Annotated in this window: 20 protein-coding genes; 14 read left to right on the top strand and 6 right to left on the bottom strand. The window is 55.9% G+C overall.

The features are described 5' to 3' along the window. Positions 1-14 precede the first annotated feature (14 nt). From IEV54_RS10490 to IEV54_RS10480, 3 genes are all read right to left on the bottom strand, one after another. Entirely contained in the window at positions 15-620 is a 606-nt protein-coding gene (locus IEV54_RS10490; protein WP_223825408.1) for a class I SAM-dependent methyltransferase, read from the bottom strand. Between the two features lie 159 nt (positions 621-779). Further along, positions 780-2,051 carry a translesion error-prone DNA polymerase V subunit UmuC gene (gene umuC, locus IEV54_RS10485; protein ID WP_150277042.1) on the bottom strand — a complete coding sequence of 424 codons (1,272 nt, stop codon included), beginning with the start codon at positions 2,049-2,051 and terminating at the stop codon, positions 780-782. After that, entirely contained in the window at positions 2,044-2,481 is a 438-nt protein-coding gene (locus tag IEV54_RS10480) for a LexA family protein (protein WP_150277043.1), read from the bottom strand. The genes umuC and IEV54_RS10480 overlap by 8 nt, the downstream gene beginning before the upstream one ends. Positions 2,482-2,774: 293 nt before the next feature. Here IEV54_RS10480 and IEV54_RS10475 point away from each other — a divergent pair, with 293 nt between their 5' ends. Together IEV54_RS10475 and IEV54_RS10470 are read left to right on the top strand one after the other, a co-directional pair. After that, positions 2,775-3,794 carry a sensor domain-containing diguanylate cyclase gene (locus IEV54_RS10475; RefSeq protein ID WP_150277044.1) on the top strand — a complete coding sequence of 340 codons (1,020 nt, stop codon included), beginning with the start codon at positions 2,775-2,777 and terminating at the stop codon, positions 3,792-3,794. Beyond that, positions 3,791-4,216 carry a hypothetical protein gene (locus IEV54_RS10470; RefSeq protein ID WP_150277045.1) on the top strand — a complete coding sequence of 142 codons (426 nt, stop codon included), beginning with the start codon at positions 3,791-3,793 and terminating at the stop codon, positions 4,214-4,216. Before IEV54_RS10475 ends, IEV54_RS10470 begins: the two co-directional genes overlap by 4 nt. A 24-nt stretch (positions 4,217-4,240) precedes the next feature. Here the strand turns inward: IEV54_RS10470 and IEV54_RS10465 are convergent, their stop codons facing one another. Continuing rightward, positions 4,241-5,320, bottom strand: coding sequence for a flavin monoamine oxidase family protein (locus IEV54_RS10465; protein ID WP_150277046.1), 1,080 nt, complete (start codon positions 5,318-5,320; stop codon positions 4,241-4,243). Between the two features lie 225 nt (positions 5,321-5,545). Between IEV54_RS10465 and IEV54_RS10460 the strand changes: the two genes are divergently transcribed. Continuing rightward, on the top strand, positions 5,546-5,797 hold the full coding sequence (locus tag IEV54_RS10460) for a hypothetical protein (RefSeq protein WP_223825398.1): 252 nt from the start codon (positions 5,546-5,548) through the stop codon (positions 5,795-5,797). Positions 5,798-5,994: 197 nt separating this feature from the next. After that, complete coding sequence (locus IEV54_RS10455) at positions 5,995-6,615, top strand: hypothetical protein (RefSeq protein WP_150277047.1); 621 nt, start codon at positions 5,995-5,997, stop codon at positions 6,613-6,615. Positions 6,616-6,677: 62 nt separating this feature from the next. Here the strand turns inward: IEV54_RS10455 and IEV54_RS10450 are convergent, their stop codons facing one another. After that, positions 6,678-8,144, bottom strand: coding sequence for a spinster family MFS transporter (locus tag IEV54_RS10450; RefSeq protein WP_150277048.1), 1,467 nt, complete (start codon positions 8,142-8,144; stop codon positions 6,678-6,680). 496 nt (positions 8,145-8,640) lie between these two features. Between IEV54_RS10450 and IEV54_RS10445 the strand changes: the two genes are divergently transcribed. Beyond that, on the top strand, positions 8,641-9,201 hold the full coding sequence (locus tag IEV54_RS10445; RefSeq protein ID WP_150277049.1) for a Tar ligand binding domain-containing protein: 561 nt from the start codon (positions 8,641-8,643) through the stop codon (positions 9,199-9,201). Positions 9,202-9,232: 31 nt separating this feature from the next. Here IEV54_RS10445 and IEV54_RS10440 read toward each other — a convergent pair whose 3' ends face one another. Next, positions 9,233-10,489, bottom strand: coding sequence for a glycerophosphodiester phosphodiesterase family protein (locus IEV54_RS10440; protein WP_150277050.1), 1,257 nt, complete (start codon positions 10,487-10,489; stop codon positions 9,233-9,235). 333 nt (positions 10,490-10,822) lie between these two features. Between IEV54_RS10440 and IEV54_RS10435 the strand changes: the two genes are divergently transcribed. From IEV54_RS10435 to IEV54_RS10395, 9 genes are all read left to right on the top strand, one after another. Then, the gene (locus IEV54_RS10435; RefSeq protein WP_188434418.1) at positions 10,823-13,078 is read left to right on the top strand and encodes a galactose oxidase early set domain-containing protein; all 2,256 of its coding nucleotides are present in this window, start codon (positions 10,823-10,825) and stop codon (positions 13,076-13,078) included. 16 nt (positions 13,079-13,094) lie between these two features. After that, positions 13,095-13,655 (top strand): hypothetical protein, encoded by a 561-nt coding sequence (locus IEV54_RS10430; RefSeq protein ID WP_150277051.1) that lies wholly within the window; start codon positions 13,095-13,097, stop codon positions 13,653-13,655. Between the two features lie 189 nt (positions 13,656-13,844). Continuing rightward, positions 13,845-14,180, top strand: coding sequence for a hypothetical protein (locus IEV54_RS10425; RefSeq protein ID WP_150277052.1), 336 nt, complete (start codon positions 13,845-13,847; stop codon positions 14,178-14,180). Between the two features lie 271 nt (positions 14,181-14,451). After that, a complete protein-coding gene (locus IEV54_RS10420) occupies positions 14,452-15,870 on the top strand; it encodes a class I SAM-dependent methyltransferase (protein WP_150277053.1) in 1,419 nt (472 codons plus the stop codon). Between the two features lie 16 nt (positions 15,871-15,886). Further along, on the top strand, positions 15,887-16,156 hold the full coding sequence (locus tag IEV54_RS10415) for a hypothetical protein (RefSeq protein WP_150277054.1): 270 nt from the start codon (positions 15,887-15,889) through the stop codon (positions 16,154-16,156). Positions 16,157-16,269: 113 nt separating this feature from the next. Then, positions 16,270-17,112, top strand: a complete 843-nt coding sequence (locus tag IEV54_RS10410) for a protein NO VEIN domain-containing protein (protein WP_150277055.1) — start codon at positions 16,270-16,272, stop codon at positions 17,110-17,112. 140 nt (positions 17,113-17,252) lie between these two features. Next, the gene (locus IEV54_RS10405) at positions 17,253-18,683 is read left to right on the top strand and encodes an IS1182 family transposase (protein WP_150277056.1); all 1,431 of its coding nucleotides are present in this window, start codon (positions 17,253-17,255) and stop codon (positions 18,681-18,683) included. A 537-nt stretch (positions 18,684-19,220) separates the two neighbouring features. Further along, positions 19,221-21,383 carry a hypothetical protein gene (locus IEV54_RS10400; RefSeq protein WP_150277057.1) on the top strand — a complete coding sequence of 721 codons (2,163 nt, stop codon included), beginning with the start codon at positions 19,221-19,223 and terminating at the stop codon, positions 21,381-21,383. Between the two features lie 120 nt (positions 21,384-21,503). Then, positions 21,504-22,463 (top strand): viperin family antiviral radical SAM protein, encoded by a 960-nt coding sequence (locus tag IEV54_RS10395; protein WP_150277058.1) that lies wholly within the window; start codon positions 21,504-21,506, stop codon positions 22,461-22,463. Positions 22,464-22,846 lie beyond the last annotated feature (383 nt).

The following is a 22,846-nucleotide window of genomic DNA, read 5'->3' as shown; positions in this document are numbered from 1 at the left end:
TCGGAACGCTGTTGTCAGGCTGAGTCGCGCCGCCAGACCGTCGCCAGCCACGGTTGCTGATCGCGCGGCAAGCCAGCCGGCCGGTAGTAATGCTCAATCTCGATAAAGCCCGCGGCCTGCAAAAATGCCCTCCAGGTGTCCAGCCGGTAATAGGCGGCATACCTATCCCCCGTCCAGCCTTCCTGATCATCGCCCCGAGGGTTGGAGCAGAACAGCACCCCGCCGGGCTTCAGGGCCTGGTGTAACTGGCGTAATGCAGCCGGCAAAATCCTGCTGGGAATATGAAATAGTGTTGCGTTCGCGAAAATTCCGTCAAACCACTGCACTGGCAGGTCCAGAGCAAGAAAATCCTGCAGCCATACTTCGCAGCCAGTGTCCTGCCGTGCCATCTCGACGAAGCGCTCGCAACCATCCAGCCCAACCGGCACGTGCCCCATCGCCTTGAAAATACGCAGATCCCGCCCAGGCCCACAGCCCAAATCCAGAATCTGCAGCGGTGCAGGTGTGTGAATATTGCGCAGCAATGCATCAATGTTCTGGCTCACATCGTGATCCCTGGTACCCTCGCGAAAGTCTTCGGCATTCTGCTGATAATGCTTGATAGTCTCTCGTGCCAGCATGTTCAAGTTGGAACGGGTATCACCAGCGAATTGCGCATGGTCAAAGCGTTTTGGGTCGCGGATATCAGACATGGACTGGCTTGGCTCCTAAGGGGCAGAGAGCCCAGAGTAACGCGCCGGAGATCTTGATGGCCAACGGCTAGTGAGCGCAGCCACCAATCATCTGCAGCTGGCACACCATAACTGGTCCCACCTGGTGGTGTAACTGGGGCTTTTCAGTTCCCGCTTCATACCCCAGCCTGGCGCGATCGGTACCCGAGCCGGACGCAGCGTGCCCCTGCCCCATCGGCCGTTGATTTCATCCAGCACACTCATGACCTTTGCGGCGGCGACAGGCTGCACTTCAGCAAAGAGGTCATCGGTAAACTCCCCCCGCTGTCTCAAGTCCAGAAGCATGATCTCGGCCTTGGCGTAGGCGTGACCCGCGCGAAAGATCGCGTCCAGCCCCTGCAGTGCAGCGCGAACAATCAGCCGGGTATCGTCGGAGGGGTATGGCAATTCACAGACAATGCCCCTGGCAAACTTGGCTTCCTCGGGATTGAACATGCCGGTGCGAATCGCTACCCGAATCCGCTTACACAGCGATCCTTGGGCCCGCAGCTTCTCGCAGGCCCGTGCAGCGTAGGTAGCGACCGCCTCCCTGATAGGCTCTATTTCGTATAAACGCTGACCGAAAGCCCGGCTGCTGCAGATTTCCTGCTTGGCGGGCGCAGCTTCTTCCAGCGCCAGGCACGGCGTACCCCGTAGCTCCCTGGCGGTCTTTTCGATCACCACAGAGAACTGCTTGCGTAGCAACCAGGCGTCCGCCTGCGCCAGATCCCACGCAGTCTTGATCCCCATGGCAGTCAAATGCTCATTCATCCGCCGGCCCACACCCCATACTTCGTCAACCGGCATCACCTTCAACAGCTTGTCGCGCCGCTGCGGATCACAGATATCCAGCACACCGCCATTCTGTTTTTGCCAGCGCTTGGCACCGGCATTCGCCAGCTTGGCCAGTGTTTTCGTTTGCGCAATGCCCACTCCGGTGGGGATACCCGTCAACTTCAATACCTGCGCGCGGATCTCACGGCCCAGCTTCTCCCGCTGATCAATTCCTGTCAGATCGGCAAAAGCTTCATCAATCGAATAAACCTCGAGCGCCGGCACAAGACTTTCGATCACGGTCATTACGCGCTCGCTGATATCGCCATAAAGGGCGTAATTGCTACTGAAGGCCAGAACACCGTTGCGCTGCAACGCACCCTTGATCTGATGATAGGGCTCTCCCATCTTCACAAAGGGCTTGGCATCTGCACTCCTCGCAATAACGCAGCCGTCATTGTTGCTTAGCACCACGATTGGTACCCGATTCAGGTCCGGCCGGAATACTCGCTCGCAGGACGCGTAGAAGGAGTTGCAATCAATCAGCGCAAAAACCTGCTCAACCATGGCTACGGTGCCTCCGGATGCTGTCGGTGACTACGCCCCAGATCAGCAGGTCATCGCCCTCTAGTACATAGCGTGGAGGGTATTTGGGGTTCTCCGAGAGCAGAATGACCTCCTCCCCGCGCAGGGCTAATCGCTTGACGAAGGTCTCGCCATTGATCGCTGCAATGACCACGTCGCCATGGCGGCCGGACAACGCCCGACTCACCACCAACACATCCCCATCCAGAATGCCTGCCCCCGTCATGCTGTCTCCATCGGCACGCACAAGATAGGTGTGCGGTGCATCGATATCCAGCAGCTCATCCAGTGACAGGGTCTGCTCCATATGGTCCTGGGCCGGGGACGGGAAGCCGGCCGGAACGCGAGCGGAAAAAAAAGGCAGCTCACTCTCGGAGATGCCCACAGGGCCTAAAATGGTGACGGTGCTCATACTCAATAACCTTTCACGTATGCTGTATATGCATACAGTAAACGAAATCAGGGATCGAGGGTCAAAGAAAGGTGTAACTGACAGACAGGCGGAACAACATCGTGCGACGCTTGACGCAGTCTCAGGCACGGATGCGCTATCTAAGCTATGACCCCACCTCTCACGGAGGCAGCATTTTTGCTATCTCTTTTCGAAACTAAATCTATTCTTTAAATACGATAAACATCACGCTATTTCTGGCAAGCTGGCCTACTGGATATAGTAGACAAGTGCTTAAAGGCAGCGGACATACGATGCACGACAATTTTCTCGATAAGCTCGCGACTACAATCACTGACAGCCAGGACCTGGAGAGCCTTGCGCGCCCTCTTTTGGCGATACTGCAGGAAATTACCGACCTGGAGTCGACTTTTCTGACGTCGGTCGATCTCCAGCGAAATGAGCTGACACTGGTTTACACCCACAACACCAGCAGCCTGCAGATTCCTGAAGGGCGCATCAATCCCTGGTGCGATACCCTGTGCAAAAGGGCCATGGATGATGGCGTCATTCACACCGACGCGGCGCATCAGCTATGGCCTGACAACGCCATCGGTCGAGAGCTGGGGATTGTCACTTACCTGAGCGAGCCACTATGCACCAGCGACGGTGAGCTCTACGGCACCCTATGCGGGGCGAGCAGTTCACAGCGCAAGATCAGTAGCAGGAGTCGTCGATTACTGTCCATGTTTGGCCGATTACTGATCCAGCAGATAGAGCGCGAACGCCTGATAGCCCAGCTGCAAGTGGAGAATCAGCGGTTCAGTAAAGCCGCCCTGCAAGATCCATTGACCAGAATACCCAATCGCCGGGCCATGGAGCAGGAGCTCACCCGCACTCTGGCAAATGCCTCACGCAACCAACTGCAAACCCACCTTGCCTTTATCGATCTGGATGATTTCAAAGCCATCAACGACCGTTACGGACATGATTTCGGCGACCGCTTTCTGCTTGAAATCAGCGCCAATCTGACAAACAGGCTGCGGGAAGGTGACTTTGTTGCCCGCTACGGTGGTGATGAATTCGTGTTCTTTTGCGCTACAGCCCAAGGCAGTAGTGAAAGCCAGCGTCAGGCAATAACTGATCGCCTGAGATCGCTGACGCAGGGCCGTTTCAAAATCGAAGACATTGAACTGGACTACGCAGGACCCAGCATAGGCGTAGTCAGTGCCTTGCCTAACGAGTCCGGCAACCAACTGCTGGCGCGCGCCGACCGGGTAATGTATGACCAGAAAGCCGCTCGAAAAACCGCCTCCGGCAGCGAGCAGCAATGAACAGAGTCGAGTTGGTCAGACAATCGGTGGAACTGCATCTAAACGACATCCGTGACCTGCTGGCAATGCGGCTTTCCTTTCCGCCTGACCAGATGGTGGTCAGCATCGAGAAAGAAATCCAGGACCTGTACACCTACCCCGAAAGACTTGAAACGAGCCACCGGGATGAGTGGCAATCCATTGCCGTCAAGGCTCTGCATCGGCATGGCTTTACAGCCGCCGGGCAAACGGATCAGCAGAGCCTGGATGCCTATCTCGGATTTCTCCGGGATGAAATGATTCCACGGTGCATTCAGGATCACCTGAAGCTGTTCCAATCACTGGACGAAGTGCTGGCGATACAGCAATCGGAGAATACGATCATCTTTCCTGATCCGAGACGGCGGGCCTTGATGCGGATGATCTGGCCAAAAGGTAAATAATACGCCTCGGAGTGTTCGGCAGTCTTACCTCGGCTGATCCACTGCCGCCAGGTTCATCTCCGCAAGCACTCTGTCTACCGCCGCCAAGGCGCCCTCCATATAACCGCCCTGCTCAACCGCAGCCTCACTACCAATCAAACGCATCTTGTCTCTCCACAACGCGGCAAACACAAAGCCGGCATCCAGGGCACCATGCTCGCCAGATGAGACCCGGTCCTGATCGGTCGCTGTATAGGGGTCGGCCGCCCAGTCATAAAAAGCATCTTCAACAGGATCTGCTGCCTGCTCACCAAATAACCGCATCAGTTGCGCACGACAGGCAGCTTTAACCTCAGACGCTGTCAGGCCTGTCCGTTGAGCCGCATTGATCCCGAAAAATCCGAACAAGGCAGCGCCCTTTTCGTTTCCGGCATCATGAATCTCGGTCAAGGGACCTATGCGACTGAAAGCGTCACCCGATAGCCCAGCCTCACGCCAAAACGGCTTGCCATAGTGAGCAACATATTTGGCGTGAGCAGCCATCCAGGTCGGAACCGCCATAAGCATCTGCAAATCACGCTCAGGCAGAGAGGGGCTGAACTGGATACCGGCTGCCAGCCGAGGCGGCAGCGCCAGCCATATATGCGTGTATGTCTGTGATGGGTCCGGGGTATCAGCAAACACGAGGCGTATTGCCTGCCCGTCCAGACTCGCGGCCTTCAGTGCAGCGCTCAGATGCAGATGTGCCGGCGGTAACAGGTCCGTGAGTGCAGCCACCAGTTCACAGGTGCCACCCTCGACACGCATTGACGTATTGCCGGACAAATAGCCTGCGCGCCGAACCACCCCGACGGCACGGTCCTCCAGCATCGTCGCTCCTGCAGTGTATTGCTCAAACACCGGCAAACCCAACTCAGTCACCAGGGCGTGCATACGTGGTTGAAAATCCGGCCAGAACCAGGACGGACCAAGATCAAAGCCACCCGATTCAGTAGCAAGGATGCGACCGCCAAGCCGATTACGCGCTTCAAAAAGATCAAAAGCCACACCCAGCCGGTCCAGACGGTAAGCAGCATAAAGCCCCGCCAGGCCCCCGCCAATAATGGCAATTCTTGCTTCAGTCATGGATCACCTCGGACGGGAAAAGAATGGACTTTGGCTGATTGACGATCTGATGACACCTTGCTTAATCCAGGCCGTCGATCTTAATGCAAACAGTGAAAGCTGCAACTCAATCGCCCAGGCATGGAAATTTCCAGCAACCAGAAACTCCACAAGCCAATCCCACTCTAAAGTAGGGTAATAGTCGTAATACGGCATCTAAACAGCATCTGCGCCCCAGCGATGTGGATGACTGAGAAACTGCAAAAGAGTGAGGACGATATGGAAGATCCAAAAACAGTTGTAAAAAAAGAGCCACGCAAGAGTCTGATCGTGCTTTTTGTCATGAGTATCATCAGCATAGTGCTCGGTGCCATCATCACATTTGCTTCAAGCGGCAATCAGAACGGTATGGGAGGCGGCGCCGGATACGTCATGATCATCGGCGGCATCATCGCGATGGCTATTTACATTTACGGCCGCAAGACCGGTCGGCCCTGAACACGGGGGCCAGTATTGTCTTGCGACCCGCACTCGAAACTGCAACCAGCCACCGGCATGGCTAGCGTAAATGTATGTAAAGATACCTTTACAATGCAGTTTTTATGTTCATTTTACTGTCTGATGAGTAATCCCCGCGCTGCAGGATGCACCCGACGCTGGTATGTATGCGGTCTGCCCAAGGCGAGACAATTCAAATGAACATACTTCGTAGTATCGCCCTTGTGGGCATTTCAAGCCTGTTGCTTGGTGGCTGTGCCAACAACCCCTATGCCAGCCCGAACGACTCCCTGCACCCGCAACATGCTCAGGTATACCCCGCGCAGCCACGGGTGATAGTCGTGCAGCCAAACCGGCAAGCCTATGGCCAATCGTCGCGCATCTACAGCCAGCAGGGTCAAGTGCAGCAATACGACTACTACCCTGGCACACAGCGTCAGCAGCCGAGGCACTCTCAGCAGTGGTCGCAGCAATATCAACACCCCAGGCACGGCCAGCAGCCCCGACATGACAGGTACGACAGGCACGACAAGTACAACCAGCACCGTGATCGCAACAAGTACGACCAACACAATGATCGCTGGTCGCAGCACCAGCGCCCCGATCAACGGCGTAATGACCAGTACCAACGCCCGGATTATCGCGCTCAACAGGAGCGGTACAAGGAGCAGCGTAACCGGGAGCGTGAGAATTGGGAGCGTAACCGCGACCGCATGCTCGACAATTCCAGGCAACAGCAGCATCAAAGGGATCCGCGGAACGATCAGCACCGTAACTACGGTAGCGGTATTCGCCAGCAACGGGCAGAGCGCTATTAATCAGCCGCGCAACTTTCCTGAGCGCAAAAAAAGAGGGCGCGATGCGCCCTCTGGTTAGCCACTTATGGAGTGACCGGTTTTACATCCTGTCTGTCCACCATATCCTTGCCCAGTCGGGTCCAGGTCAGCAGGAAGCACAGACCGCTGGCAGCATACAGGCAGGCCATTATGACCATGGAGGTTTGCAGGCTTTGCGCGTAGACCTGGCCACAAACGTCCTGCAGGTTCTGGTCGAGCTGACCTAGCACGGCGGGGTGACACTGATTGCGCGCCAGTTCGCCAGCCGCGACCCCGAGCTCTGCGACGCCGGAGTTGAAGAAGATGTCGGAGACGGCACCAATGAACAGCGGGCCGAAGCCATAGCCAAGCAGGTTGACGAGAAGCAGCATCACTGCCGTGGCCATGGCGCGCACGCGCATGCTGACCACACCTTGGCCGATCGTGTACTGAGCGGCCAGGTAGCCGTACTTCACAAAGCCGCCGATGACCAGGCCGATTGCAGCGTAGAGCAGGTTGTCAGTGGTGAAGGCGAAAATGTAGAAAGGAACCGACAGTGTCAGGCCCATCGCCGGTACCCAGGCGATGGCGCCCGGGTGCTTCTTGTAGATCCTGGTCGCTAGCCAACCGGTGGCGAAGGTGCCTACCGCCGCGGACAGGGCTACCGGGGTGTTGATCCATATCGCCGCCTGACCAGCAGTGATCTCGTAGGTGCGAACCAGAAAGAGCGACTGGAACGAAGAGATACCGTAACCGCAGAACGCGGCAATGGTGGCGCCGGCGGTCATCAGCCAGAAAGCAGGCTTGCCCATCAGCTCGTGGATAGCCTCGCCCAGGCTTGCGCGCTCTTTCTGCTCGGCTTGCGCCGGATCGGTGTAGCCGCGTGGCGGCTCCTTGACCGTCAATTTGAAAACAAGGGCGACCAGCAAGCCCGGCAAACCGACGACGAAAAAGGCGGTGCGCCAGTCGAACATGTCGGTAACCCAGCCGCCAATCAGGTTGGCGAACATGGTGCCAAGTGTTACGCCCATGGCGTAGAAGCCCAGCGCCTGGGATCGTTCACGCGGGATAAAATAGTCAGCGATCAGGGAGTTGGCTGGCGGCGTGCAGCCCGCCTCGCCGATACCCACGCCGACGCGACACATCAGCAGGATCCAGAACGCGCCGATGGTTACCGAGCCGATGGTGACTTCCGTCGCCAGGCCGCAGAGCGCCGTCATCAGCGACCACAAGGCCACGCAGACGGTCATGATCCACACACGATTGGCGACGTCAGCAAAGCGCGCTAGCGGAATGCCCACGGCGGTATAGAGCAAGGCGAAACCGAAGCCAGTGAGAAGGCCAAACTGAGTGTCGGTAATCCCGAGGTCCGGCACCAGATCGGGGCCTACAACCGCTAGCAGGGCGCGGTCGACGAAATTCAAGATATAGATAAGTGTCAGCGCAAAAAGCACATAATTGCGGTACGACTTGGAGCCGTAGCCGACCAAGTGGCCTTGGGCTCCCCCTACTCCGGCAGTGGTGCCTCTCATGGATAATTCCTTTCTAAGTACGTTGTTATTAGTAGACGCGGACTGTAATCGCGCGCCGATATTACTCGCCCACCAAGCTCGCTAGTGTATCCACATAACGGGGCCGTTGCCGCACAGAATTTTTGAGTCTGACTCACGGGTCATATTTCCCCAATGCGTGACAAAACAGCGCAGCGGCCGAGCTGTCTGGCCCGCGAGCTAGACAGCTATCCTGAAGACCTGACGCCTATCCATGAAGGAAATGGCAATGTATCAATGCGGAGTGATACTGAAATTCAGTCAAAGACCCTATGCAGACAATTCATGCGTCATCAATGTTCAATCTGCCCCCCGATTTTGCCCACCGATTTCGTTATTCCAGGAAAAACAGTAATGAGCCCAAACCGGTCACCCTTTTGGGTGTTGGTTTTTCAAAGACCACGCTTATAGACTGCCGCAATTACACGTAGCCAGAGTGCTACTCGGCGCAATCAGCCCATTATTTCGAGCACCGACCATGACCCCGACAGACACTTCTTTCAACAAGCGCCTGATACTCTCTTTGCTGATTTTAGCTGTCTGCATAATAGGCATCAGCCTGATCTGGCTGAACGTCGCGCGTCCAAGCAGCTCGGTGGCAGATTCTGTTAGTCAGGAGCACCATGACCCCCGCTTGCAAATCGACAAGCTCCTTGACCTCGCCAATCGGAATCGGGAGCTCGCCCGGGCTGCGGTGCAATACAATCCGAGCAACTCGGAAGCGCAATTTATTACCGAACCCTTTTCATCCCTTCGTCCGCAGCTCGAGCGCAACCTGCAGGAGCTGAATGAGATTACAACCGCCTATTCAGCTTCTGCCGTGACCGACCAAGAGCGGCTATTGCTCAACACTGTCGTCACTGACCTGCAGGCTTTAACCGAGAAAGGGCTAAAACCTGTGTTCGAGGCGGCTGAAAGCAACCGTTTCGAGGACGCCATACATTTGTATTACCGCGAACTGGAACCCGCTTTTTCGCAGTATCGCAAAAGTATCGATTTACTCAAACGGCTGCATCCTGAAGCAGTGGTACAAGGGTAAAGGCCCGATAAAATACGGTTTTCTGTATGGCTTAATGAATACCCATACAGTTGGCGTAATAGCTAGTCGTAGCCGGCCAGTCAGAGAAAATGCCGATCACACCCACCTCCCGAGCCAGAACGTCAATCACGTTCATCACATCACCGTCATTATTGATGGCGTCGGTCACACTCTGGTAGTACCAGCCGCCACCCTCCTCCAGCGGACCACTGCGCTCTACGGTCCAGGCGATCATGTCCAGGCCGGCGGCACGGGCGTTCCGGGCGTACTCTGAAGGCACCATCTCCTGCTGGTCATTGAGGGTAAGCAGCTTCCAGATGGCCGGGGCGATGATTCTCACACCCTGGGCCTTGAGACTCTCCATATAGGCCAGCGAGGAGGTTTCCGGGGTAATGGCCTCCTGGTCCAGAAACACTGCCTGGCGGCCGAACTCAGGCGTCTCGTTCACCCAGAACAGCACGTCGTCCAGCAGAAACGACTGCGGCCACACGTCCCGTGGCGTGACGTCGGCATCGATATAGTCCTGAATCATCTGGCGAGCATAATCCTGCTGCGTGTAATCGCCCTCGTAGGGCATGTCGACCACCGGCGTCTTCAGCTCCGGTGTCATCTTCACCCCCAACGTCTTGAACAGTTCGATACTTTCCCGGTGGCTCAACAGCCTGCCCCGGCTGGCGTAAAGATCGGTACGCCAGTTGGCGGTGCCACCCACGTACTCCTCGGGCGTGGTCGCCATGGCATTGGAGGCGTCCATCTTGCCTTCCAGCGATTTGAACTCCTCCAGAGTGATGTCACTGGTACGGCACTCAGCCTTGGCAGGCAGGCCGGATGCTGGATCCGCGGGTACAAAGGGCTGGGTGCACTTGGCGTTCAATTCGGGGATGGTGACAATATTGGTAGTGGTATGCAGGTCATTCTGGGCATGGCGGCAGACCAGCTCGCGGTCGGCGGTAAACGCCACGTCGCATTCCACAATGCCAGCACCCATCCGAGCAGCTGCCACATAGGACTCCATGGTGTGCTCCGGAAACTGCAGCGGCGCCCCCCTGTGCCCGATGGAAAAATCCGAACGATTCAGGCCCTTCCCCTCACAGCGCTCGAGCCTTTCCTTGAGGGGGCCTTCATCCATGTCGTCCACCAGCCAGGCCGGACGTGGGCCCAGCTGAACACCAGCGTGCCGCTGACTCAGGTCGTTGACACTATCCCGATCCCGGATATGAGTGGCACAACCCGGTAATACACATAAGCCCGCCAACAGAATCGCTACACCTGATCTGCATGCTGTCATGGTTTCCTCCTGGCAAGGCCCAAGTGGGAAATATCCTCAGTATCTACAAACCACATGACATGGGAGTGATCATTCCACGCAACTGTCTTCGTCAGGCCATCAAGCCATCCCTTATGGCCCATAAATCGTCTTATCAACACATATAAAAGGCGCCATAAGCGCCAAGATACATTGCGTTTATTCCGCGGTGCATCTTTTTCTGCGTCCGGCCCGTAATGGCTTATGTCCGAGACAGTTGCGAACAGCGAGACGGTTTGCCGCTCTGGTGAAGCAGGGCCTGATCCGCCCTCTCCAGCGGACAGCATCAAACAAAAACAAAATCAGGAGAAGCAAATGTCCCATCTATCGAGACGGTTAGTAACCGCAACAGGTTCATTGCTGGTACTTGCAGCCCTACCTGCAGCAGTCAGTGCCGGCCTGCTTGGCGGCCTTCTGGGCACATCCAGTGATTCCACCAACAGCACGTCCACCACACCGGCAGCATCAAGCGCCAAGGGTAGCTTCAGCCTCCCCTTTGCCGAGCCGACCATCATTGTGGATGGACAGGTCATCGAAACGGATGAAAAGTGTATTACACGCAATGATGGTATGGATGAATGCAAACCGGCTGCCGGCACCATGGCACTGCTCAAGGACGGACGGTTGTTGTATCTCAATGCCCTGGAAGGCACCGAGAACGTCGAGCTTTCAATCGTGGCCGAGTTTGGCGAAGTGTCAGTCAATGACCAGACCCGCGTCCTGTCGCTCGACGATAACGATACCCCCTCCTGGCTCAAGCCCTCTCCGCTGGATGCCGGAGCCAACCCGGATGGAAACGACAGCACCACCCTGCTAAACGGCACCTTTCTTGACGGTCTGATAGATACCGCTGACAACACCAGCGACAACGATGGTGCTCTGTTCTGCTCCGACGTGATCGGACTGGCAAACGGCAACGTCATGGCGGTCGGCGGCACCGACTACTATTCAGAGCCAGGCATTGACGGCCTGCCCCTGGGCGCGGCAGAGCTAGAGGGCATAAAAAACTCGCGCATTTTTGATCCTGAAACCAACACCTGGACTCAAAGCGGTGACATGCACTTCGGTCGCTGGTACCCCTCACTGGTGACACTGGGCAATGGCAACGTGTTCGTTGCCAGCGGCGTAACCAAGCTGCTCAAACCGGTCTACCCGGAAGATCCGATCAACAGCGGGCGCAACGTCGTTCAAACCGAAACGTACAATCCGTGTACCCGGACCTGGACGCTGAACCCGACAACCGCAGACCGATCGTTTCCGCTGTATCCACGGATGCACCTGCTACCCAACGGCCACGTGTTCTACAACGCCGGCGGCCAGGCCTTCAATCCCTTTGGTCAAGGCTACGACCAGGCGCTGTGGAATATCACCGCCAGCTATAACCCCGCCACGCAGCGCTGGACGGACATTGGCTATGCCGGACTGCCGCTTCGGCTGGACGAGGTCGGCCTGGGCCAGCTCGGCAGCACCTTGAACATCAGCAACCTGTCCCTTTCGCAGGCAACCTCCTTCCTCGGCGATGTGCTCTCCGCCCCCGAGACGCTCATAGAAAACGGTCTGGATCTCGGCGTGTCTGACGAAAGCTTGCAGATGGCTATTGCCGGAGGCATGCGTGGGTCAACCTCGTCCACCATGCTGCCGCTCAAGCCCAATGCCAACGGGGAATACACCGACATCGAACTGCTCACCGCGGGAGGGGTGCCCAGTTATGGTGTTTTGACCAACCCGGGCGGTTATCTGCCCACTGCCCAGAGTCGTATCGATCGCATCAGCACCAATGGTGATCAGATCGACTATGAGTCCCGTCTCACAGGCCCTCTGAATCAGCCACGCTGGTACGGCACCAATGTGCTAATGCCTGACGGCAGCGTTACCGTATTCAGCGGCGGCGACCGGGACGGTGTAGTAGGCCCAGGGCTGGAGGGTCCTATCCGTACCGCAGAGCGCTTCGACCCAGAAACCGGTACATGGACAGAGATGGCCACTGGTCACCGGGCCCGCACCTATCACAACACAGCCGTGCTCATGGAAGACGGTCGTGTAATGGTTGCCGGTCACTCGCCGATCAACACCGCCTACCTGACCTTTGTGGACCTGCAGGGCCTGGGACTGGCCCCCTATGACGGCCGTGATCCGAGCTTCGAGATCTACACGCCGCCCTACGCAATGCGCAGTGACCGCCCGCAGATTCAACGTGCGCCGAGCAGTCTGACCATCGGAAATCGCTTCAACATCAAAGTGGATCAGGCTGACCAGGTCGACAAGGCACTGCTGATCAGAAGAACGGTAATGACCCACCTGATTGACGGCGATCAGCGCGCGATCGAGCTGAATATCGTCAAGGGCCCTGGCAACAAACTGACGCTGACAATGCCAAACAATCACAATGTGGTGCCTGCTGGTGAGTACATGTTGTTTGTCAGCAAAAACACCGCAGAAGGTCGCGTACCTTCGGAGGCAGCACCGATTACGGTGGTCAATAGCAGTCTGGCTTGCATGGCGCCGGTGATGGCCTCAACCGACGTTGTTACGGCTGACGGCATTATCGAGTCAACCCTCGACATCCTGTAATCGCAAGGAGAAACAAATGATCATCGAACAAACAAGAACCGCCTGTACGGGTCTCGTTTTGTTCGGCCTCGCGTGCCTGTCAGCCTCCGGGCTGGCAGGTGCGCACGGCGCCCTCGAACTGGACGATGTGCCAGAGGGGTTCGTCAAGGCCAGCATTACGGCCCGACCTGATATCCAGGGCCTGAGCAGCTTGATTCTAAGCGCGCCCAGGCCGGGAATAATGCTTCGCTATAACGGAGAGCAACCCTTGACCGTGCTGGGTGTAGAGGGCGAAGCCTTCTTGCAGTTCACACGCACCGGTGTATCGGTTAATACCGCCAGCCCGAGCTGGGGGGCATCAAACGACAAGCCAGCCGCCTTGGCCTCGGATGGAACAGCGAGTGACACCAGCGCAGACCCAACCTGGGTCACTTTGTCTGACTCAGGCAGCTTCAGTTGGCTTGATCCAAGGCTCAATACCCTGGCTGACGTACATCATGAAGCAGACACCCAGAAAGAATGGTCGATTACCCTGCGCGGAGCCGACGGCGAACTCGACCAGATCCGGGGTACCTTGATGTTTACGGCGTATAAATAGGTGACAAGCCGCAGTAGTTGAACAGAAGCCCCTGCATTACAGGGGCTTTCCACAGGCCCTGTTTTTACCTTTATAACAAAACCTCAGAGTATCGGGCTCCGGTGGAGCAATCAGCGTAAGGCCTTGTATTGCCCCGCCCTGCTATCTGGCATAACCTCGCTCACAACAAAAACACCGCCGGGAATCAGAATGAAAAAAGCCATTTACGGAGCGTTCCTGCTGGGCTCAAGCCTCCTGCTCAGCGCCTGCTCAAGCGGGCCATCGGAAGACGACGTCAAGACCCTTTTGGAAGCCCAGATGAACCAGATGTCCGGGATGCTGGGTGAGATCGGCGGCGAGAACATGTCCAGCATGCTGAAAGTCGACATCCACGCCGTCACCATTCATAGCTGCGAAGAACAACGCACCAATGTCTACCTCTGTGATGTGGACGTGGATGCGACAACCCCTATTACCGGTCGCTCCGTACAACGCTCGGAGGTGTTAATGGCCAAATCCAAAGACGGCTGGGTGCCAGCGCAGTAACGCCAGAGCACATGCTTAAAAGGTTCCCTGACCTCAAAATACCGCTCCATCCGCACCTGCCCCCCAGGTGCGGGCTGCGGATTCGCTTGAAATTCTCCAATCAGATATGTCGAGGTCTTCGACACAACACTTCGTCATGTCGAAATATTCCTAGAAAATCGACATGACAAACGAACTAGATACAGGTGAGCCCGGACTGACAGTCCTTGCCCTACTCGATTGACACCCCCTACCCAACCGATACACTCGCTTGAGACGGAGATGTCATTACATGGATTACTACATCGAACGTGCGGACGAGCTCTTTGCTGCCTACCAGGCTGTAGACCCGGAGGTCGTTCATTCTGCCTGGCGGCACCTGTTGCCAGCCCAACCTGGCATAGCCTGTGATATCGGCGCGGGTTCCGGACGGGACGCATGCTGGCTCGCCAAGCTGGGCTGGACCGTCACCGCCGTAGAGCCCAGCGAGAAACTTCGACAGCTGGGCCAGGCCAGCACCACAGCCCAACACTGCAGGCCCGGCTCGGTAACCTGGCTGGATGACGCCCTCCCCGACCTGAAACGCTTGCGCTCGCTCGACCAGCGTTTCCAGCTGATCCTGATCAGCGCCGTATGGATGCACCTGCGGCCTGACCAGCACGAGCGCGCCATGCGCATCGTCAGCGACCTGTTGGCCCCAGGCGGCATTCTGGTGATCTCGTTGCGTATTGGCGAAGACAAAGAAAAGCGCTTTCATCCAGTCACAGCCCAGCAAATCCAGATACTTGCCCAGGGTCGCGCCCTTGCCCCAAAGGTGATAACCCGGCAACCCGACGCCACCCGCCCAAGCATCGAGTGGGACTGCATGGCCTTTGTGTTGCCCGACGATGGCAGCGGCAGCCTGCCGCTGCTCAGACATATCATCGTCAATGACAATAAATCCGCCTCCTACAAACTCGGCTTATTACGCGCCCTGATCCGCATAGCCGAAGGCGCACCCGGCATGGTCACCAGGCGGGACGAAGCCTGGGTGGAGATACCCTTCGGTCTGGTTGCGCTCTACTGGCTGAAGATGTACATGCCCCTGGTGCTAAAGCACAACCTGATCCAGACCCCGACAGCCGTCCATGAAAACCAAACAGGCTACGGCTGGGCCAGCAGTGGTCATTTTTACAAGCTGAACACCCTCTCCCCTTACGATCTGCGTGTAGGTGCCACATTCGATCCAGAGACCTCGTTGAACCTGATCGCGACCCTGAAAAATATCTGCACCAACATCGAAGCTATGCCTGCCAAATACATCACCTATCCAGGCCAGGACAAACCGGTATTCGAGTGCAACCGGGTCTCCAGACGGATTCCAAAAGGCAGTTGGCAATGCAACAAACAAACGCTGAGCGACTTCGGCACATTCAGAGTGCCGACCTACCTATGGCAGACCTTTTCCCAGCACGCCTGCTGGCTGGAGCCCGCCATACTGAGTGAATGGACCCGGCTGATGCGCTCGTGGAGCATGCAGTACGATCCGAGCGTGTACGAACGCGCCTTGCAATGGAATGAAGACAGACGCGATACCGCCGAAGTCAGAAGCCGTATTGCGGCAATGCAGCTAGGTGGCCGCGACATTTCGTGCGTCTGGAGCCAGAAACAACTCCGTCCCGACCGCTACGCGGTGGATCACTGTTTCCCCCTGGGCCCGTTGGTTCAATAACGACCTGTGGAATCTTGTGCCCGCAGCAGAAGCCATTAACAGCAAAAAAGGCGACAAGCTTCCCTCCGCCCTGCTCCTGGAGAACTCAAAAGAGCTGATCCTCGATTGGTGGGGCGAAGCCTATGTTTCGGAGCCGAAATTCTCGGAGCGGTTTTTGATTGAGGCTGAAGCTGCGCTGCCGCTGGTTACGCCACAGAGCGGGTTGGATGAGATATTTGCGGCAATGCAGCATCAGCGGGCGAAGTTGAAGGCCAGTCAGCAATTAGCGGAGTGGTCGCTTACCTGAATTTCTGTTGCCTATCAAAGTAGGTAATAGCGAGCTGGCCTGACGACGAGCGCAATTGACCTAAAATCTGGAATCTCATTGACGCCCGTACGGGGCTATAAGGAATAGTAAACATGGCGAACGGACCCTGGACCCAGGAAGAAGTCCGCTTAGCGGTCGCTGATTACAAGAGAATGCTTGTACAGGAGCTCAATGGGCAAAAATACAGTAAAACCCACCACCGGCGAGCCTTGCAGGTACTTTTGCAAGATCGGTCAGAAGGCTCCATTGAGCGTAAGCATCAAAATATCAGCGCCGTCTTGCATGAACTCGAGTGCCCGTGGATCGTCGGTTACAAACCGCTTGGTAATTACCAAGCGCTGCTCGTCGAAGCTGTCGTAGAGACGCTAGTAAACGACCCAATATTCGACCAGGCCGCACGCCATGCTAGCGAGCAACCTGCAATCGTCCCAATGGGAGTGGACTTTGACTGCTGGATTGAGCAAACGCCGCAGCCAATAGAAATCAACGAATCCGCCTATCAACCGAGATTTTTGGCCACAAAGCGCGACTACGTGGCGCGAGAAGCCCGAAACCGCGCGCTTGGTCTTGCTGGGGAAGAATTAGTGCTTAGCTACGAGCAACAGCGTTTAGAACGCAGTGGCTTCGGATCGCTTGCTGGCAAGGTGGAACACACTTCAATTAAGCGAGGAGATGGTGTCGGCTATGACATCCTCTCGTTTGAAACCGACGGTAGGGAAAGGTTTATCGAAGTGAAGACCACTGCGTTTGCAAAAGCAACGCCCTTCTACATCAGCCGCAACGAGGTTGAGTTTTCCAAGGTGACGTCCGAGCGTTATCACCTCTATCGGCTTTTTGAATTCAGGACGAAACCAAGAATGTTCGCTCTGACAGGAGACATGCATCAGCGGCTCCGACTTGATCCGGTCACCTATCTTGCGTCGTTGGGTTCGTGACAGGCTTCGGCACACAAGGGATCCGCTAGGGCTAATAAATTTCCGTGGGCAACGACAGTCCGCTAACGGCCCAGAGTGTGTAAAAACGCTGTCTCAAACCCTTGCTATGATTTCTCGGGATTTCATCGCAAGGATCGTCCATGAAGCGCTTCATTCAAGGTGAGCATCGAGGCCAAAGCAACTTACTGCCCGAGAGCCTCGACGACTACGTCAACGATACCAATCCGGTGCGAGTGGTCGATGTCTTTGTCGACGAACTCGACCTAGTGAAGCTGGGTTTTGAAAGCGCCATCCCCGCTGATACTGGTCGGCCTGCTTATCATCCCTCGATCCTGCTGAAGATCTACATCTACGGTTACCTCAACCGCATTCAATCCAGCCGACGCCTTGAACGAGAAGCGCAACGCAACGTCGAGTTGATGTGGCTGACCGGTCGCTTGATGCCTGATTTCAAGACTATCGCTAATTTTCGAAAGGACAACGGTAAGGCTATCCGTGGCGTCTGCCGTCAGTTCGTTGTGCTCTGTCAGCAGTTAGGGTTATTCGCCGGAAGCCTGATTGCCATCGATGGCAGCAAATTCAAGGCGGTCAACAACCGAGATCGCAATTTCACCAGCGCCAAATTGAAGCGGCGGATGGAGGAAATCGAAGCAAGTATTAATCGGTACCTGACAGCGCTCGATGCTGCTGATCAACAGGATCGTCCAGCCTCTGACGCCAATGTCGTGCACCTGGAAGAAAGAATCGCCAAGCTGAAGGCGCAAATGAAAGAGCTTCAATTGATCGAAACTCAGCTCAATGAATCACCGGATAAGCAGGTATCACTGACGGATCCAGATGCCCGCTCCATGATGACTCGCGGCACAGGAATCGTTGGCTACAACGTGCAGACAGCGGTCGATACCAAGCACCATTTAATCGTCGCTCATGAGGTGACCAACGTCGGGTCCGACCGCGATCAGCTCAGCCCTATTGCCAAGCAAGCCCGCGAGGCGATGGGAACAGAAAAGCTGTCGGTGGTAGCTGACCGTGGGTACTTCAAAAGCGGGGAAATCCTGGCTTGTCACGACGCAGGTATCGTCACCTATGTACCCAAGCCAATGACCTCCGCAGCCAAAGCCGATGGGCGACTCAACAACGACGCATTTATCTATGACGCGGCGGCAAACGCATACACTTGTCCGGCTGGCGAGACTTTGATTTGGCGTTTCTCCAGCGTTGAGAACGGCATGAAACTGCATCGGTACTGGAGCTCAAATTGCCAAAGCTGCGCATTGAAATCGCAGTGCACGCCGAGCAAGCAGCGGCGAATTCGGCGCTGGGAGCATGAAGCAGTGCTGGAAGAAATGCAGCACCGGCTCAGCAGAGCACCCGAGATGATGAAGGTTCGAAAACGAACCGTTGAACATCCCTTCGGGACGCTCAAACAATGGATGGGCGCGTCGCACTTCCTGACGCGAAAGCTCAATGGGGTGAGTGCTGAGATGAGCCTGAATGTGCTCGCTTACAACCTGAAACGGGTGATGAAAATCATAGGCACCGTCAGCTTGCTAGAGGCCCTGACAGCGTAAAAGCCCTGGCTTTACTCGCCTACGCTGCCTCTGAGAGGGCTCCAGGGCGTTGCTGGATTGTCTCATGCCCCCTTCGCAGTGGTCATAAGCTTGATCAGGTTCTCAGCTCGAGAAAGGCTCGCTATAGACCGTGACGGAAATCCGTTCTGGCGTTTTTACACACTCTGGGCCAATAGCGGTCATTAGCTGTCTACATAAGCCGAGGCTATTCACATAGCGCTAATACGTAGCCGTCAGTCGATGTTCAAAACAATGGACGGCATATCCTTTACGTGGCTTACCGGCTGCCAGTCAGGAGAAAAATAGCTAGGGCTGTAGCCAGCGATGCGAGCTGGCGGCCTCTGGATCAATGCTTGACTAAAGATACGAACCCATCTATTTTTATTTGGCGCGCTACTGCAGTCGGCTATAGAGCTTGATGCTCACGGGCTAATCACCCATCCGCTCCCCTCTGCTGCACGGGAGGTTTCAACTGCAGGCCAGAATCCAATCTGGTGCGTAACCCATGAAACCTAATCCTGATATTGGGAAAAAACCATGTGCAGAATTGATGCCGAATTCGGCAAGTACGACCTTGACGAAAAAGCCGACCCCTCCGAGCGTTTTACCCAAGCCCTTGACGAATATGAAGTCGTCGGGCAACTCCGCTCATTGCTAACTAACCACTTCGCCACCACCTGGCAGCACGTATTCACATCCGCTAACAGACTGGAAGAGGCGTTAGACCTTGCTCGAAGCCAAGCGACGATGGAGGACCAAGCCGCTGCCGTAATCTCATCCGGCCCGCTGGCAGAGCGCCTGCGCATGCAGCTACTATTCGTCCTCATACATAAAGATGTCACTGGACGCACCTTAGAAACGCTCGATTTTGCCAAAGACGTAGCCCAAACCGTCTTTCCGCACTCCCCTTACAAGCTGTTTAAAAAGCTCAAACCCGACTCACAGCACGGTTGGTTCATAACCGCGCTGTACGGAAACGAGTACTTTCTCCACAGCGCAGTATTCGATGACCCAGCGCTTATTGCAGAAGGTGAGTGGGAAAGGGTGCGGGTGCTCTGGTCGTGCTTGCCCGCGTGGTCACACGACGAGCAGCAAATCCCGACTGAGTTGGCATCAATTTTCAGCCCTGATGCCAAAGCTCTGATTTCAGTTGCGTCAACACAGCGGCATGCTGGCCCGCCAACACCTGCAGCACACCAATGGCTTCAGCGGGTCAGGTTTCTAGAGGCTTGGGTTAAATCCGATGCTGCTGCCGGCAGACTCCGTAACCCGCACGAAGGCGTTTTTCAAAAGCTATATACCGAGAGGGAATCACTACGGTCTGACCTAGAGGCGCTACGTTCAGGCGACAGCGATGAAAAGGACCTGTACAACTCTGCCACAGATTGGCTCATAAACTTGGAACTGCAGCTAAAGGAAACCCTAGCGATCCACATGGAGCTCGCCGATGCAGATGAAGGACAGCTTGCTGACTGGGCTTTACAGCTTGATAACTGTGTCTCGGGGCGAATCATTGAGCTGCCAAGCGGTGAGTGGGATGTAGCCGAGCAGCAGCACCTTCGCAGGCTACTCTCCCTGCTCACTTCCGACAAAGCCGAGGCTTGGGTTCAGCAATCTGTCCACAGCGATGTAAAAGCAACACTACAAAGCAGACTGGACTCGTTCCCAACACTATCTGATCAGAGAAGCAGAAAGTGGTGGGCATCGGACTATTCGGCCATATGGAAAGCCAAGTTAGAAGCCGAGATCCATGCCTTGGGCGTCAAAGATGCATTGGCCGTTCTATCCTGCAGGCTTTTCCGGCTTCCCAGTGAAGCAGTATCTCGAGAACTTCACCCTTGGTGGGATAGCCTGCTCGAAAAGTTGATTCACGACCCCGAGTTTCCACTGGCTCTAACCCCGCAATGGACTGTCCATGCTATTGGTAGATTGAGTGACGAGGTCGTGCTGCCTTACATCGACAAGAGCCTCGGACTGCTGCGCAGCCGACTGTCGAATGCGGCAGAGCCTGATCTGAACAACCAACTCGATGCACTGTTGAGCATGCTATCGCACCTAGACCCGCGGAAAGCACTTCGACATCGCCTGATGCTCATGCGCTCGTCGTACGTGCCGTTCGCCGACGAGTCACTATCACGCTTCAGCTCACATCACAGCGACAAGGCTGTCAGTTGGTACAGCCCACTGAGTGAGCAAGCTAGGAACTTTCACGCAAAAAAACTCAGCGGGACGCCTTATGTTGACCGACAGGAATGCGAAAAAGCTGAGCTGGAGAGCTACCAGTCATTCGCCCTTGATCTGATCGAGTTTTGCCTTAGCCGCCTGCGCCTGCGCAAAGGCGAAAAGAAGCCCGAAGATGAACGGTACGCCGATAGCCAGGTGACCGAGCAATCGGCTATCTGGCGTCAAGGATATTTGAAGGCGCTGCTGGAAATCGGCCTTGACCCTAACGGTAAGGCGCACAAAACCGTTTTTTTTACCCGGCAGTTCGACCCTGATGAAAGCGTCCGCGATGTCGCGAAAGAGGCTTATCGAGCCGTGCGCCGGGAAACCAAAAGTAAAAAAAGCGTTCAGGACTACAAGCGTGGGCTGATCGCCGCTGAATGGTGGCTGCTAATGAGTCAGCGACGCGCACTCGGTCTTCCCATAGACCCAGAGGGAGCCCTCAAGACACGGCGCAATATGATGCGTAATCCGTAACCACCCGCAACAAGAAAAGTCACGGTGTACCGGAGCCTGATGCTCCTACTCTGACGCCTCGCGTCCGCCATGCAGAACCTTTTACCGACCGCACCACTGCGGTCGCCAAGGAGTTGACGTATGTCCAAAGATAATTTGATTTTTCCCATCAGCCCTGTAAAAGCAGCTCCCGTCCACGTTGACGCTCTGACTATCAACTGGCACGTGACGGAGGCCTGCAATTACCGCTGCCAATACTGCTACGCGAAATGGACGGACCACCCCTGTCCCCGCGAGCTATTTCACGATCGCGACCGCAGCCAGCACTTGCTGGTGGAGTTGTTCCAGTATTTTCAGCCGACAAACACCAGTAATCCTCTGCGTGATGCCCTCTCATGGCGCACTCTGCGCCTGAACCTGGCTGGCGGAGAGCCATCGATACTCGGAGAGCGCCTGCTAGACATCACCCGCGTGGCCAAACAAGTAGGGTTTGAGGTTTCACTTATCAGCAATGCTTCAAGGTTGACATCTGACGTTATAAAGCAGCTTGCACCGCAACTGACCTATCTAGGTGTCAGCCTAGACTCCACGGACTCTGGGACCAATCTTGCAATAGGACGGGTAGAAAGAAGCGGGCAAGGGCTGAGTCTAAATGAGCTGACCGCGAACCTGGACTTTGCTCGTCAAGTTAACCCCGCACTCAAGATCAAGATTACTACCGTCGTCAACGCCTTAAATGCCGATGAAGACTTGAGCGGACTAATCACACGAGTTCGCCCAGAGCGCTGGAAGGTGCTGCGGATGCTACCAATAGTTGATGCCACTCTTGCCGTTAGCGACGAGGCCTTTGCAGCCTTTGTGGAAAGACATGGCGCTTTCCGATCAATCCAGTGCGTCGAGGACAACAGCGACATGTGTGAGTCGTACCTTATGGTCGACCCTTATGGCCGTTTCTTCCAAAACCAAGCAGCTGGGAAAGGAGGCTACCTCTACAGCCAACCGATTTTACCTTCCGGTGCCGCCGCAGCATTTTCCGAAATGCGCTTCAACCCGGCCGGCTTTCGCTCCCGTTACACAACAGCACCGGGGGAGGCATCATGAGGAAGTACTGCTCAGACAAAGACTTCGACCTCGTCATACGGTGCCTAGTGCGACACGGATGGGGTTATCAACGTGGCGGCAAACACGGCAAGTTGACTCACCCCTCTCTCAGGCGGCCCATTACGGTTTCTATTTCACCCAGTGGCCGCCGTAGTTTGCAGCGATTCAAGCAAACTGTTCTGTCTACCCACAACTGTACTGGAGTAACTAAAAGCCAGATGTAACATGTCACCGGGCGGGCGCAGGCTTCTTACCAGCGTCCGCCCGGCAGCGTTCCAGAGTTTTGTCACGACTCAGCCATCAGCACCGGCCGAGCAGGGCAGCTTGTGGCTGCATACTTCCAAGATGTTGCCGATAGGCTCTTCTTGTAAACCATGCGGTAG

Source organism: Halopseudomonas salina (assembly GCF_014637955.1).
GTDB lineage: Bacteria > Pseudomonadota > Gammaproteobacteria > Pseudomonadales > Pseudomonadaceae > Halopseudomonas > Halopseudomonas salina.
The sequence above is the reverse complement of the archived record's forward strand: the minus strand, read 5'-3'. Positions and strand labels throughout refer to the sequence as shown.